Below are 13,047 nucleotides of genomic sequence, written 5' to 3'. Positions count from 1 at the left end.
ACGGTTTCGGGACCCGCCTCACCGCTTACGCGCCCGACAGATCGGGTGCTGAAACCCCGGTCGCCTGCCGATCTCTGCCTGACGATGCAGACCCCGGTGGGCCTGCACGATTATCTTTATACTTCTGTACCTTTCCTGACAATATCGCCCGCCCGTCGCCGCTTACGGTTAAATTTCAGCGCTACAATTAGATCGACCACAATAACCTCAGGGAAAGCGAATGAATATTGCAGCCTTCGATATTGGCGGGACCTCATTAAAAATGGGCGTAATCGATCGTCAGGGAAATATTCTGGCGAGCGACAGTAGCGATATCTCCCATAATGACCGGAATAAGATTCTGGAGCAGATTATCGCCTGGCTAAAGAAGAACCCGTCCTGCAGCGGCATTGCGGTCAGCACGCCGGGTTATATCGATCCGGATAACGGCTATATTGCGATGGGCGGGACGGTGCGTGACTTTGATCGGTTTCATCTGAGCCAGTGGCTGACCGAAAAAACCAGCCTGCCCGCTACGGTTGAAAACGATGCGCACTGTGCATTGCTGGCAGAGCGCTGGCTGGGAAAAGCGAAAAAGCTGAATGATTTTCTGATGTTAACCATTGGCACCGGACTCGGTGGCGCAGCGTTCTGTAACGGCGCACTGATCCGCGGGGGACGCAATCGGGCCGGAGAATTTGGCTGTCTGCTGACCTCGCGTCCGACCGACAGCAATATCGAGCCGCATACCATGGCCCAGAGTTGCACCATGACCGCGCTGCGCGAAAATTACGCTCAGCTCAGCGGCCAGCCCGCCGATGATATCAGCGGTAAAGATGTGTTCGATGCTTTTGAGCAAGGTGATGAGTTAGCACAAAAAGTGGTTAATACCTTTTACCAGCATCTTGCCGCCGGTTTATATAACCTGTTCAGCGTGTTTGACCCGCAGACCATTTTCATCGGCGGCGGTATAACCGAACGCGAATCCTTTCTGCAGGAGCTTTCACAGCAGCTGGAAAAATATCAAATCGATATCCGCATTGATACCGCCACCTACGGCAACGACTCCGGCATGCTGGGCGCAGCCTATCACTTTTTGCAAAGCCAGCAGAGTGAGCTCTCTTAGCGCTGTCGCCAGTCCGGAATGATTAAATCGCCGCGTAACACCGAACTACCCAGCATCTGTTGGGTAGTGGCAGTTAACCAGCCGACAATGCGTGATGCCAGCAGGTCGAGTGAATATTCAATAGCCGGAATGGTCGGTAACCCGGGTAAATTAACCGATCCCGCCAGGCTGAATACCATCACGTCCTTCGGCACCGCTTTATTAAACGCCTGCAGCTGCGCCATGGCGTTTTGCGCTTCCTGCTCGTTAGCCACCAGCAGCGCATTAAAACTCCGGCTGCTGGCATTATTCAGCAGCATCTGAATTGCCACCGACGAGGAGACCGCTTCGGTGATCACCAGATTGCGGTTAAAGGGCAGAAGATTGTTTTCCAGCGCCAGCTTGTAGCCCAGTAATAGCTGCCCTGCGGTGCCCCCGTTCTCAGGCTGAATTAAGGCGATCTGCCGGCGGCCCTGATTGATCAGGAAATTGCAGGCCGTCTCAGCGGCAAACGCGTGGTCGAACTGAATACTGTTCGGCCCTTCGGCTTCGGCACAGTCAACCAGAATGACATGTTCATCATCGATGTTAAGAGGAAAGCGCGCGCCGATGATCAGCACATCATCGCACAGGCCACAACTCAGCTCGTCCAGCGCGGTCAGAACCTCACTTTTGCTGCGGGCAAAGCGCAACAGCAGATGTTTCTGATGCTGGCGCAGCTGCTTTTCCAGCGCAAAAAGCCAGGCGGTGATCTGGTTTACGTTTTCCTGGGCACAGATAACGCCGATGCAGTGGGTAGTCTGGCTGAATAACGATTGAGCTATTACGTTAGGCCGGTAATTCAATTCCTCGACTGCCTTCAGTACCGCCAGCCGGCTGGCTTCTTTCACGCCGCGTGAACCGCTCAACACCCGGGAAACTGTGGCTTTCGATACCCCAGCTAACCGTGATACATCGTTGATAGTAGACATGTTATTCCCCTGAAAACGGCGCTATGCCAAAAAAAGCCAACCTGTGCTTACTGCCCATTTGTTCGCCGGGCAAAGTATAGCCATTTCAGCATTCTATGGAAACCGATTTTCCAAATGCCCGAAAAGGCTGCGCTATTACAGCCATTTTTGTGACCGGAATCCAATAAAAAAACCCCGCATCATCGGCTTATTGACCGACATCACACTTCTGAGCACCGCCAATGGAAACCGGTTTCCATATGATATCCAATCAGCCTCACTTTGGTGTCAAAGGTGAGGAACAGTAACCATGTACAGAATCATGTTGTGTTGTTCAGCAGGAATGTCTACCAGCATGCTGGTGCGGAAAATGGAAGAAGCGGCCGCGCAACGGGCGCTTGAAGTTGAAATTAAAGCGTTTGGCGTGGCGGAGTTTGATGAGCAGTTTTCCCGCTATCAGGTGGTGTTACTCGGGCCGCAGGTGAAATACATGCTGAAAAGCCTGGCCGACAAAGCGGCAGGCCAGAATGTGCCGGTACAGCCGATCGATATGATGGATTACGGCATGCAACGGGGTGACAAGGTACTGGACTTTGCGCTGTCGCTGATTACGACTGCCAATGAAAAGGCGGCCCTATGAGCTCACTTTATCAATCGATGATTGCGGTGATCGAGCAATCGATTACGCCGCTGGCCGGCCGGCTGGGCCAGCAAAAATATGTCATCGCCATTCGTGACGGCTTTACCGCCGCGCTGCCGTTTATGATCATCGGCTCCTTTATGCTGGTGTTTATTTTTCCCCCATTCTCAGCCACCAGCACCAACAGTGTGGCCCGGGCCTGGCTCGATTTTTCCGCTACCTACCGTGACCAGCTGATGCTGCCGTTTAACCTCAGCATGGGGGTGATGACCTTCTTTATTTCGGTAGGCATCGGCGCCAGCCTGGGACGACAGTTCTCGCTGGATCCGGTGATGTCCGGCCTGCTGGCCTTTATGGCCTTTTTACTGGTGGCAGCACCTTACTCCAATCACACCATCTCTACCGAATATCTTTCCGGTCAGGGGATTTTTACCGCGTTGCTGACCGCCATTTATGCCACCCGCGTTTACGCCTGGCTGAAACACAACAATATCACTATCCGCCTGCCGAAAGAGGTTCCGACCGGGGTGGCGCGATCGTTTGAAATTTTGATCCCGGTGGTGGTGATTATCGGCACCCTGCATCCGCTCAATCTGTTGATTGAGGCAAAAACCGGGATGATCATTCCGCAGGCCATCATGCATCTGCTGGCACCGCTGGTCTCCGCCTCTGATTCATTGCCAGCGATTCTGCTGTCGGTGCTGCTGTGTCAGATCTTCTGGTTCGCCGGTATTCACGGTGCGCTGATTGTGACCGGCATTATGAACCCGTTCTGGATGGCTAACCTCTCCGCTAACCAGGCGGCACTGGCGGCGGGCACGGTATTGCCGCACATCTATCTGCAAGGCTTCTGGGATCACTACCTGTTGATTGGCGGTGTCGGTTCTACCCTGCCGCTGGCTTTTCTGCTGCTGCGCAGCCGCGCCACCCATCTGCGCACCATCGGCAGAATGGGTATCGTGCCGAGCTTCTTTAATATCAACGAACCGATCCTGTTTGGCGCGCCAATCATCATGAATCCGCTGATGTTTATTCCCTTTGTCTGCGTACCCATGCTGAACGCCGTGCTGGCCTACACCGCCACCCGACTCGGCTGGCTGGCACAGGTGGTTTCGCTGACGCCGTGGACCACGCCCGCACCGATTGGCGCATCCTGGGCAGCCAACTGGGCCATCAGTCCGGTGGTGATGTGCCTGGTCTGTATGGTGCTTTCCGCCCTGTGCTACCTGCCGTTCCTGCGCGCCTACGAACGATCGCTGATGAAAACCGAACTGGAAAAGGCGCAGTCGCAAGCCCCCCTGGCTGAAAGCGCCAGTACTCACTAATCCCGCAGGAGAGAGGCACCATGCACTACACGTTTCCCGATAACTTCTGGTGGGGCAGCGCCAGTTCCGCCCTGCAAACTGAAGGCGATAGCTTAACCGGCGGCAAAAGCGCCACCATCTGGGATCACTGGTATACGCAACAGCCATCGCGTTTCCATCAGCAGATTGGCCCGGCTGACACCTCGACCTTTTATCAGCACTGGCGTGAAGATATCGCCTTGCTAAAGCAGCTGAATCACAACAGTTTTCGCACCTCAATCAGCTGGTCGCGACTGATCCCGGACGGCAATGGCGACGTCAATCCGCAGGCGGTGGCGTTCTATAACAATGTGATTGACGAACTGCTGGCACAGGGCGTCACGCCGTTCATCACCCTGTTTCATTTTGATATGCCGATGGCGATGCAGCAGCTGGGCGGATGGGAGAATCGTCAGGTCGTTGCAGCGTTCAGTCGCTACGCCCGCCTCTGTTTTGAGCTGTTCGGCGATCGGGTGCAGCACTGGTTTACCTTTAATGAGCCGATTGTGCCGGTTGAGGGCGGATACCTGTATGACTTCCATTATCCCAACGTAGTCGATTTCCGCCGGGCGGCAACGGTGGCTTATCACACTGTACTGGCCCATGCTTCGGCGGTCCGCGCCTTCCGGGACGGCCGGTTTGCCGGTGAAATCGGCATTGTGCTCAATCTGACGCCCTCTTATCCACGTTCGCAGAACCCGGCCGATCTGACTGCGGCGCATCACGCCGATCTGCTGTTTAACCGCAGCTTTCTCGACCCGGTGTTGCGCGGCGAATTTCCGGCGGATCTGGTGGCGCTGCTCAGGCAGTATGACCAGCTACCGCCAACCCAGCCGGAGGATCAGGCGCTGATCGCCGACGGCGTCATCGACCTGCTCGGGGTCAATTATTATCAGCCCCGTCGGGTAAAATGCCGCGACAGCGCAATCAATCCCGCTGCGCCGTTTATGCCGGAATGGTTCTTTGACAGCTATGAGATGCCAGGGCGGAAAATGAACCCTTACCGCGGCTGGGAAATCTATGAGCCCGGCATCTATGACATTCTCACCAACCTGCGGCTGAATTACGGTAATCCACGCTGCTTTATCTCAGAAAACGGCATGGGCGTAGAGAATGAACAGCGTTTTGTTGAGGACGGACAGATCAACGATCAATACCGCATCGACTTTGTCGCCGAACACCTTAAATGGGTTCACCGGGCGATTGCCGAAGGCAGCCAGTGTCTCGGTTATCACATGTGGACCTTTATCGATAACTGGTCATGGTGTAACGGCTATAAGAACCGTTATGGCTTTGTTCAGCTGGATATCACCACTCAGCAGCGCACGGTGAAAAAAAGCGGTGAATGGTTTGCGGCGACCTCGGCCCGTAACGGTTTTAACCACCCGGAGAATTTATCATGATCGATCAGGAAGAGGCGGTAATGGAGATTATTGTTAATGCCGGCCAGTCGCGCAGTCTCTGCTTTGAAGCATTGCAGGCGGCGCGTCAGGGGGAGATCGAGCAGGCGCGGGAACTGTTGCAGCAGGCCGATACCTTCACCCGCCAGGCGCATAAAATGCAAACCCGGCTGATTGAACAGGATGCCGGTGAAGGCCGCCAGCCGATGACCTTAATTATGGTCCACGCCCAGGATCACTTAATGACGTCGATGCTGGCGCGCGAACTGTCTGAAGAGATTATTCATCTGTATCAGCGGCAACCGCGCGCCTGATAGCGGGCAGCCCGATGTGCTGCCGGGTAAACACCGTTATAAACTGGCGGCGTGGCGCAGCCCCTCTGCGCACGCCGCCCGTCACCGCAGGCTTCGCCATCTGTTCATCGGGCATTATCCCCGCGGTGCATCAAACAGGCTGATCGCCAGTCCGAGCAGCCCAAACACCAGCAGATACAACAGCAGCAGTGCGGCAAGCAGCGTTCGATGGCTGCGCATCTCATCCTCCCCGCCATGTCGTCATCAGAAGGTGTAACTCAGTGCAAGGGTGGCGGAGACCCCGTTGCGCCGTGCAACGATCGGGCTATCCGAGGCGTGTTTATCCAGCCAGGTGTAATCACCGATCACGCTGGCGGCCCACGCCGGCGTGAACTGATGGCTCCAGGTCAGGCTGGTGTCAGTGCCGTAAAATCCACCGGCCGCGTTATAGCGTGCAAAACCGCTGCGCGCACTTTGCTGGCTGTTAACGCCATAAAAGGTATTGAGGTAACGCCCATCGCCGAACAGGCCTGCTGCCTGCAGGGCGACCGTGTCGCTGTCGGTCTGCCAGGGAATAAGGGTGACAGAGGGGCGATACTGCACGCCCTGACTGTCGCTCAATGGCAGGGTCGCCTTGCCTTCTACCGTCAGCCAGGATGTGATCGACCAGCCCACCGCCAGGGACGTATTAACCGTGGCGTCAATCTTGCCCATGCCTTTGAGTCGATCATCGCCGTCACGCCACGAAGAGTGGCTATCAGCCCGCCCCAGCCCGTAACCCAGCGTATGTTCAAGATAGAGACCGTTATCCGCCTGCAGGTCATAACCGACACCCTTTTGCGTATCGAGAAAGAAGGCGCCGTCACGCGCCTGAATCAGCGGCATTAACTGCCAGTGGCGTTTATCCGCCCCGCTGTAGCGCGGCGCATTGATACCCGCGATGCCCAGCGTCAGGCTGGGCGCGGGCGTTGTACCCTGATCGGCCATGGCTGCCGCTGCGCTTATGCTCAGCGAAAAACAGACCATGTGAAGCTTTATTTTTCCGGTTATCATCACCTTTCCTCATCATCACATCACGTTGCGGAACTGAGGGGGTCAGTGCCGCGTTTCTGGCCGGAGTATGCGAGGCACGTATCAATGAACGGCCAGGGATTTATGAAGAAACAGTCAAGGTGGTGCGAAAATGCAGTCAAAACGTGTACTGATTATTGAAGATGATGCGGATGCGGCCGGCGTGCTTGAGGCCTATCTGAAACGTGAAAATTATGACGTTACGATTGCCGGAGATGGCCTGAGCGGTCTGGATGCGGCCCGACGCTGGCAGCCCGATCTGATCCTGCTGGATATCATGCTGCCCGGCATGAACGGCACCGAAGTGCTGGCGGCGCTGCGGCGGCGCGACGACACGCCGGTGATTATGGTCACCGCGATGGGCGATGCACCGGACCGCATCGGTGCGCTGCGCTATGGCGCGGACGACTACGTCGTTAAGCCCTACAACCCAGGCGAAGTGGTGGCACGGGTTCAGGCGGTATTACGCCGCAGTCAGAACCCAACACCGCAGCCGGAAACCTTACGCTGGGCCGGGTTAGAGGTCGATCCGCTGGCGCTGATCGCCGTGGTAAAGCATGACGGTGCCGAACCCCGCCGCCTCGATCTGACCCCAACCGAGTTTTCTCTGCTGGTAACAATGATGCGTGCGCCAACCCGCCCGTTTACCCGCCTGTTCCTGCTGGAGCACTGCCTGCCGGAAAGCGATGCGCTGGAGCGGGTGGTGGATACCCACGTCTATAACCTGCGGCGCAAGCTGGAAGTGGCGGGTATTACCGACGTGTTACCGGCGGTACGCAGCGTGGGCTACCGGTTCAGACAACCATGAAAAACACTTCTCATCCTTCACTCTGGCGCTGGATCTGCCTGCGGGTGCTGTTTCTGGCGATAGGCAGCGTTGTGCTGATCGCCATCTGCATGTGGCTGCGATTCGCGGTACAGGCATTCTGGGTCTATTACCGTATGCCGCCCGCGGTGCTGGAAGAGTTCACCCAGCTGCGGCAACATCCCGCCAGCGATCCGGCCCGCTTCCATCAAATTATCGATCAGTGGTGGGGCATCAACTTTTCTGATCCGTCGCTGGCTTCGTCAGACTGGCTTACGGTGATCGTGCTGGTGGTGGTGACGATCCCGTTTATGGTGCTGATGGCGCTGCGTTTCGCCCGTCCGCTGTCTGCGCAGTTCAGCCAGCTGGCAACGGCGGCGCGTGCAGTCTCAAAAGGGGAATTTGGTCGATCGGCAGCGCTGGTGAAAGAGGCACCGCAGGAGCTGGTGCGCTTCACCGAAGACTTCAACCAGATGACGCAACAGCTGGCGCGCTACGAGCGCGAACTGCGTGCCTCGCACGTTGCGATGGCGCACGAACTGCGATCGCCGCTGACGGCCGCTATCGGCCGGTTACAGGGAATTCTCGACGGCGTGTTCCAGCCTGAGCCGCAGCAGCTGGCGATGATCATGAAACAGCTGACGCAGCTCAGTCGTCTGACCGATGAGCTGCATCTGTTGTCACTGGCGGATGCCGGCCAGCTGACCCTGAACCGCGATCGCTTTAATCTCAGTGAACTGCTGCGGGAGCGGACCGGCTGGCTGATGCCACAGGCGCGGGAAGCGGGTGTCGCCATCAGCGTGACGCCGGCGCAGGATCTTTACCTGACTGCCGATCCGTTTCGTCTGGGTCAGGTGGTGACCATCATCTGCGAAAACGCCCTGCGCTACGGCGCGGAGGGCGGACGGCTGGAGATCCACGCCAGCCAGAGCGATCGCGCCACGGTTCTGACCTTCCGCGATTACGGCCAGGCAGTGGATCTTAATTTCCTGCCGACGCTGTTTGATCGCTTTACCCGGGCAGATTCGTCACGTGCCCGCCACTCCGGCGGCAGCGGCCTCGGCTTATCGATCGCCAAAGCGATAGTCGACGCGCACGGCGGAACCCTCCACGCCAGCCTGCCCGCCGGAGGCGGTCTGTTAATCGGTATGACCCTGCCGGTGAGCTGAATCGGCGCAACTTGACCGTTTCTTGACGGATCATCGAAGGATTCTGGACACAAGCCGGGTTCAATGAGCACAACTCATTACAGGAACCCGGTTATGACAGACTTACTTCCGGATGCTGCCCGACAGCTGTGGCGTCATCTGCTCAATGTTCACATCTTTGCCCCGATAGTGTTGGTGTTGCTGGGCGTACTGATCATCACCGGCTGCCGTGATGATAATTCCGCCCCGCCCGCTGCCCCGCTGCGGCCGGTTAACACCGTGGTTGCGCCGCCCTTCAGCAATGATGCCTCTGCCTCCCTGACCGGTGAGATCCATGCCCATCAGGAGGTGGCGCTGGCCTTCCGGCTCGACGGCCGCGTTATCCGCCGGACGGTCGAATTGGGTGACAGCGTCACAGCCGGTCAGCCGCTGGCCATGCTTGAGGACAACCCGGCGCAAAACCAGTTGAGCAGCGCCCGGGCCGATCTGGACAGCGCCCGCGCCGCCGAACGTGTTGCCGCCCTCAATCTGCACCGGATGCGGTTGCTGATGCCAGGCGGTGCTATCGCCCGCAGCCAGCTGGACAGCGCGCAGGCGGACTTTCAGAGCGCCCAATCCCGTCGCCTCAGCAGTGAAGCAGCGCTGAAAAATGCCGGAGATCAGCTCAGCTGGACCCAGCTCAGGGCACCAGCCGCTGGCCGGATCACGGCCGTCAACGTTCAGCCAGGTCAGGTCGTCAGCGCCGGGCAAAGCGTGATGACGCTGGCGGCGGGCGACGCCCGCGATGCGGTGTTTGATCTGTCAGAGCCGGGTCTGCTGCGGCCTGGCGACGCCACGCCGCTGAAGGTGACGCTGCTTGCCGACCCGCAGGTGCAGGTCAGCGGCCGGGTGCGTGACATCAGTCCGCAGGCCGATCCGCGGACCCGGACCTGGCGACTGCGGCTCAACCTGACTGACCCACCGCCCGCGATGGCGCTGGGTGCCACGGTGATGGTCAGCCTGCCCGATGGTCAGCCGCCGGTGATCGCCTTACCCGCCAGCGCCCTGACCCGCGCCGGTGAAAAGCCGGCGCTGCTGGTGGTGGATCGCCCGACCCGGCGGTTGCAGCTGCGTCCGGTGGTACTGGCCCGCTTCACGGCGGATCAGATTTTCATCAGCGGCGGGATCGCGCCGGGTGAGCAGGTAGTGACCGCCGGCGTCAGTACGCTGCAGCCGGGCGAACAGGTCGCGTTACAGCAGGAGCAGCCATGAAAGCGCACGCCTCTTCATCCGGCTTTAACCTGTCAGGCTGGGCGCTGGCACATCAGCAACTGGTGATCTTTTTCATGCTGCTGGTGATGGCGGCAGGCGTTCTGAGCTATGAGCACCTGTCGCGTAACGAAGACCCGGCATTTACCATCAAAACGGCGGTGATCTCCGCCCAATGGCCGGGCGCGGACGTGGACACTACCGTGCAGCTGGTCACCGACGTGCTGGAAAAAAAGGTGCAGGAGATCCCGTCACTGGACGCGGTTGAGAGCGAAACCCGGGCCGGGCAGACGGTGATTTATGTCAATCTGCGCGATGACACCTCACCTTCTGCGGTAGCAGGCATCTGGTATCAACTGCGTAAAAAAATGCAGGATATCGCGCCTTCGCTGCCGCAGGGCGTGCAGGGTCCTGCCGTCAACGATGAATTTGATGACACCTTCGGCACCATTTATGGTTTTACCGCCGAAGGCTTCACCTCGCGGGAGCTGCGCGATCGGGTCGATAATCTGCGGCGCAGTCTGGCCGATCTGCCGGACATCGGCAAAACCCGCTTACTCGGAGTACAGGAGCAGCAGGTGGTGATTGCCTTTTCTCCGCGCCGGCTGGATGGGATGGGGCTGGATTTACAACAGGTCAGCGATGCGCTCAGGTCGCAAAATGACGTAGTGCCTGCCGGCAGCCTGCGTACCGATCGCGAAAACATCGCGCTGCGGGTGAGCGGGACTCTGACCTCGGTCGCCAGCCTGCAGGCGGTGACGCTGCATATCGGCCAGCGTTTTATTCCGCTGACCGATCTGGCGACCATCAGCCTGCAATCCGCCGAGCCGCCTGCGCCAGAATTTCGGGTTAACGGCGTACCGGCCATCGGACTGGCTATTTCCATGGCCGCGACCGGCAATATGCTCGACTTTGGCCAGCAGCTGGATCGGCGGATGACCCGATTAGCCAGTCAGCTACCGCACGGCATTACCCTGACCCGGGTGGCCGATCAGTCTGCGGTGGTCAAAACGGCGGTCAGCGGCTTTGTCCGGGTGCTGGGTGAGGCGATTGTGATTGTGCTGGCCGTCTCGTTTGTGTCACTGGGGCTGCGGGCCGGTCTGGTGGTGGCCGCAGCGATCCCGCTGGTGCTGGCGATGACTTTCACCGGCATGCTGCTGGCAGGGATCGGGCTGCAACGCATTTCGCTCGGTGCGCTGATCATCGCGCTGGGACTGCTGGTGGATGACGCCATGATTACCGTGGAAGCGATGGTCGCGCGGCTGGAAGCGGGCGACAGCAAATGGCAGGCCGCCACCTATGCATTTAAAACCACCGCCTTCCCGATGCTGACCGGTACGCTGGTGATGATAGCCGGCTTCATTCCGGTCGGATTCGCCGCCTCCAGCGCAGGCGAATATTGCTACTCGCTGTTTGTGGTGATCGCCCTGGCCCTGCTCTGCTCGTGGGTGGTCGCCATTCTGTTTTCACCGCTGACCGGTAGCTGGCTGCTGTCAGTGGGCAGCATCAAGGCACACCGGCCGCCGGGTATCCTGATGCGTGCCTACCACCGGCTGCTGGCGGCGATCCTGCAGCGACGGTTCATTACCCTCGGCGCAGCGCTGGCGGTATTAGCCGTCAGCCTTTACGCCACCACGTTTATGCAGGGTGAATTTTTCCCCTCCTCCGATCGCCCCGAACTGCTGGTCAGCCTGACGCTACCCGCCAATGCCGCCCAGGCCGAAACCGCGCGCCGCACTGAACGGCTGGAACAGAGCCTCCATAACGACCCTGACGTCGCCAATTTTACCAGCTACATCGGATCCGGTGCGGTGCGCTTTTATCTGCCGATGGATGTGCTGCTGGATAATGAAAATACCGCCCAGCTGGTGGTGGTGGCGAAAGATCTGGCGGCACGCGATCGGCTGCGCAGGCGGCTCGAAAGACGACTGGCAAACAGCTTCGGCGACATCACCACCCGGGTCTCGCCGCTCGAACTTGGTCCGCCGGTCGGCTGGCCGCTCAAATACCGCATTACCGGTACGGATAATGCCCGGGTGCGTCAGGCTGCTGATCAGCTGGCGGCCGTGATTGCCCGCTCGCCGCTCACCCGTGAGGTCAATCTCACCGCCGGCGAACCGGAACGGGCGATCACCCTGGCGGTCAATCAGACCGCGGCCCGCGCGGTCGGGGTCTCATCCGACAGCATTGCCCGCACGCTGAATACCGTGATGTCCGGAAGCGTGGTCACCACACTGCGCGACCGCAACCGGTTAATCGATGTAGTGCTGCGCGGCAATGATGCCGGTCGGCAGGATACGGCGGTGCTGGCCGGTCTGATGCTCACCACCGCCAGCGGGCAGAAAATTCCGCTGAGTCAGGTGGCAACTCTGCAGTGGGGCGTCGACGATCCGGTGATCTGGCGACGCCAGCGGCTGGCTTACATTACCGTGCAGACCGATATCGCTCCGGGCCAGCGTGCTGAAACGGTGTCAGCGCAGCTCGCACCGCAGGTCGACGCGCTGCGTGCCACCCTGCCCGCCGGATACGGTATTGAGGAAGGTGGCGTGGTGGCGGAATCGGACAAAGGTAACGGTTCGGTGTTCGCGCTGCTGCCGGTGACGATCTGCGCCATGCTGGTGCTGCTGATGATCCAGCTTCAGCGCTTTTCCAGCATGCTGCTGGCACTCTGCATGGCACCGTTTGGCCTGCCGGGCATCGTGTTAGCCATGTTGCCGGCGGCTACCCCGCTGGGGTTTGTGGCCCTGCTCGGGATTATCGCGCTGGCCGGTATTATCATCCGCAATGCGGTGATCATGATCAGTGAAGTGGACGCCAGTACCCGCGCCGGACTGGCGGCTGATGAGGCGATCCGGCAGGCGGCACACCATCGCGTCCGGCCAATTCTGCTGACCGCCTGTGCCGCGATCCTTGGCATGATCCCCATTTCGCATCAGGTTTTCTGGGGACCGATGGCGTTCGCGATTATTGGCGGACTGGTAAGCGGCACGCTGGTCACGCTGACGGTGTTGCCCGCCGCGCTGAGCCTGTTAATGAACAGAAAACCGGGCTGATTCAGTCAGGAA

Annotated in this window: 11 protein-coding genes; 9 read left to right on the top strand and 2 right to left on the bottom strand. The window is 59.0% G+C overall.

Features of this window, described 5'->3' with window-relative positions:
- Positions 1–220 precede the first annotated feature (220 nt).
- Positions 221–1,105, top strand: a complete 885-nt coding sequence (locus AABB92_RS20585; protein WP_046289446.1) for an ROK family protein — start codon at positions 221–223, stop codon at positions 1,103–1,105.
- Here the strand turns inward: AABB92_RS20585 and AABB92_RS20580 are convergent.
- Entirely contained in the window at positions 1,102–2,055 is a 954-nt protein-coding gene (locus AABB92_RS20580) for a LacI family DNA-binding transcriptional regulator (RefSeq protein WP_046289445.1), read from the bottom strand. The genes AABB92_RS20585 and AABB92_RS20580 overlap by 4 nt on opposite strands.
- Before the next feature lie 289 nt (positions 2,056–2,344).
- Between AABB92_RS20580 and AABB92_RS20575 the strand changes: the two genes are divergently transcribed.
- The 4 genes from AABB92_RS20575 to AABB92_RS20560 are packed head-to-tail and all read left to right on the top strand — an operon-like array spanning position 2,345 to position 5,731.
- Positions 2,345–2,674, top strand: a complete 330-nt coding sequence (locus AABB92_RS20575; protein WP_031378231.1) for a PTS sugar transporter subunit IIB — start codon at positions 2,345–2,347, stop codon at positions 2,672–2,674.
- Positions 2,671–3,999, top strand: a complete 1,329-nt coding sequence (locus tag AABB92_RS20570; protein WP_046289444.1) for a PTS sugar transporter subunit IIC — start codon at positions 2,671–2,673, stop codon at positions 3,997–3,999. Before AABB92_RS20575 ends, AABB92_RS20570 begins: the two co-directional genes overlap by 4 nt.
- Before the next feature lie 20 nt (positions 4,000–4,019).
- The gene (locus AABB92_RS20565; RefSeq protein ID WP_031378230.1) at positions 4,020–5,420 is read left to right on the top strand and encodes a glycoside hydrolase family 1 protein; all 1,401 of its coding nucleotides are present in this window, start codon (positions 4,020–4,022) and stop codon (positions 5,418–5,420) included.
- Complete coding sequence (locus AABB92_RS20560) at positions 5,417–5,731, top strand: PTS lactose/cellobiose transporter subunit IIA (protein WP_031378229.1); 315 nt, start codon at positions 5,417–5,419, stop codon at positions 5,729–5,731. Before AABB92_RS20565 ends, AABB92_RS20560 begins: the two co-directional genes overlap by 4 nt.
- A gap of 243 nt (positions 5,732–5,974) precedes the next feature.
- On the opposite strand, the gene AABB92_RS20555 is transcribed toward AABB92_RS20560, so the two are convergent.
- Positions 5,975–6,763 carry a MipA/OmpV family protein gene (locus AABB92_RS20555; RefSeq protein ID WP_046289443.1) on the bottom strand — a complete coding sequence of 263 codons (789 nt, stop codon included), beginning with the start codon at positions 6,761–6,763 and terminating at the stop codon, positions 5,975–5,977.
- Positions 6,764–6,893: 130 nt separating this feature from the next.
- On the opposite strand from AABB92_RS20555, the gene AABB92_RS20550 reads away from it, so the two are divergent.
- The 4 genes from AABB92_RS20550 to AABB92_RS20535 all read left to right on the top strand — a co-directional run bounded on the left by AABB92_RS20550 (position 6,894) and on the right by AABB92_RS20535 (position 13,035).
- Entirely contained in the window at positions 6,894–7,589 is a 696-nt protein-coding gene (locus AABB92_RS20550; protein WP_046289442.1) for a response regulator, read from the top strand.
- Entirely contained in the window at positions 7,586–8,755 is a 1,170-nt protein-coding gene (locus AABB92_RS20545) for a sensor histidine kinase (RefSeq protein WP_031378228.1), read from the top strand. Before AABB92_RS20550 ends, AABB92_RS20545 begins: the two co-directional genes overlap by 4 nt.
- 93 nt (positions 8,756–8,848) lie before the next feature.
- Positions 8,849–9,985 (top strand): efflux RND transporter periplasmic adaptor subunit, encoded by a 1,137-nt coding sequence (locus AABB92_RS20540; protein WP_046289441.1) that lies wholly within the window; start codon positions 8,849–8,851, stop codon positions 9,983–9,985.
- On the top strand, positions 9,982–13,035 hold the full coding sequence (locus tag AABB92_RS20535) for an efflux RND transporter permease subunit (protein WP_342550283.1): 3,054 nt from the start codon (positions 9,982–9,984) through the stop codon (positions 13,033–13,035). Before AABB92_RS20540 ends, AABB92_RS20535 begins: the two co-directional genes overlap by 4 nt.
- The last annotated feature ends 12 nt before the right edge of the window (positions 13,036–13,047 follow it).

Source organism: Pantoea brenneri, assembly GCF_038594305.1.
GTDB lineage: Bacteria > Pseudomonadota > Gammaproteobacteria > Enterobacterales > Enterobacteriaceae > Pantoea > Pantoea brenneri.
Note: the sequence above shows the minus strand (reverse complement) of the source record. Positions and strands in the feature narration are given on the sequence as shown.

Coding starts and splice junctions, on each gene's coding strand:
- AABB92_RS20585 (WP_046289446.1), top strand. CDS start 221: ATGAATATTGCAGCCTTCGATATTGGCGGGACCTCATTAAAAATGGGC.
- AABB92_RS20580 (WP_046289445.1), bottom strand. CDS start 2,055: ATGTCTACTATCAACGATGTATCACGGTTAGCTGGGGTATCGAAAGCC.
- AABB92_RS20575 (WP_031378231.1), top strand. CDS start 2,345: ATGTACAGAATCATGTTGTGTTGTTCAGCAGGAATGTCTACCAGCATG.
- AABB92_RS20570 (WP_046289444.1), top strand. CDS start 2,671: ATGAGCTCACTTTATCAATCGATGATTGCGGTGATCGAGCAATCGATT.
- AABB92_RS20565 (WP_031378230.1), top strand. CDS start 4,020: ATGCACTACACGTTTCCCGATAACTTCTGGTGGGGCAGCGCCAGTTCC.
- AABB92_RS20560 (WP_031378229.1), top strand. CDS start 5,417: ATGATCGATCAGGAAGAGGCGGTAATGGAGATTATTGTTAATGCCGGC.
- AABB92_RS20555 (WP_046289443.1), bottom strand. CDS start 6,763: ATGATAACCGGAAAAATAAAGCTTCACATGGTCTGTTTTTCGCTGAGC.
- AABB92_RS20550 (WP_046289442.1), top strand. CDS start 6,894: ATGCAGTCAAAACGTGTACTGATTATTGAAGATGATGCGGATGCGGCC.
- AABB92_RS20545 (WP_031378228.1), top strand. CDS start 7,586: ATGAAAAACACTTCTCATCCTTCACTCTGGCGCTGGATCTGCCTGCGG.
- AABB92_RS20540 (WP_046289441.1), top strand. CDS start 8,849: ATGACAGACTTACTTCCGGATGCTGCCCGACAGCTGTGGCGTCATCTG.
- AABB92_RS20535 (WP_342550283.1), top strand. CDS start 9,982: ATGAAAGCGCACGCCTCTTCATCCGGCTTTAACCTGTCAGGCTGGGCG.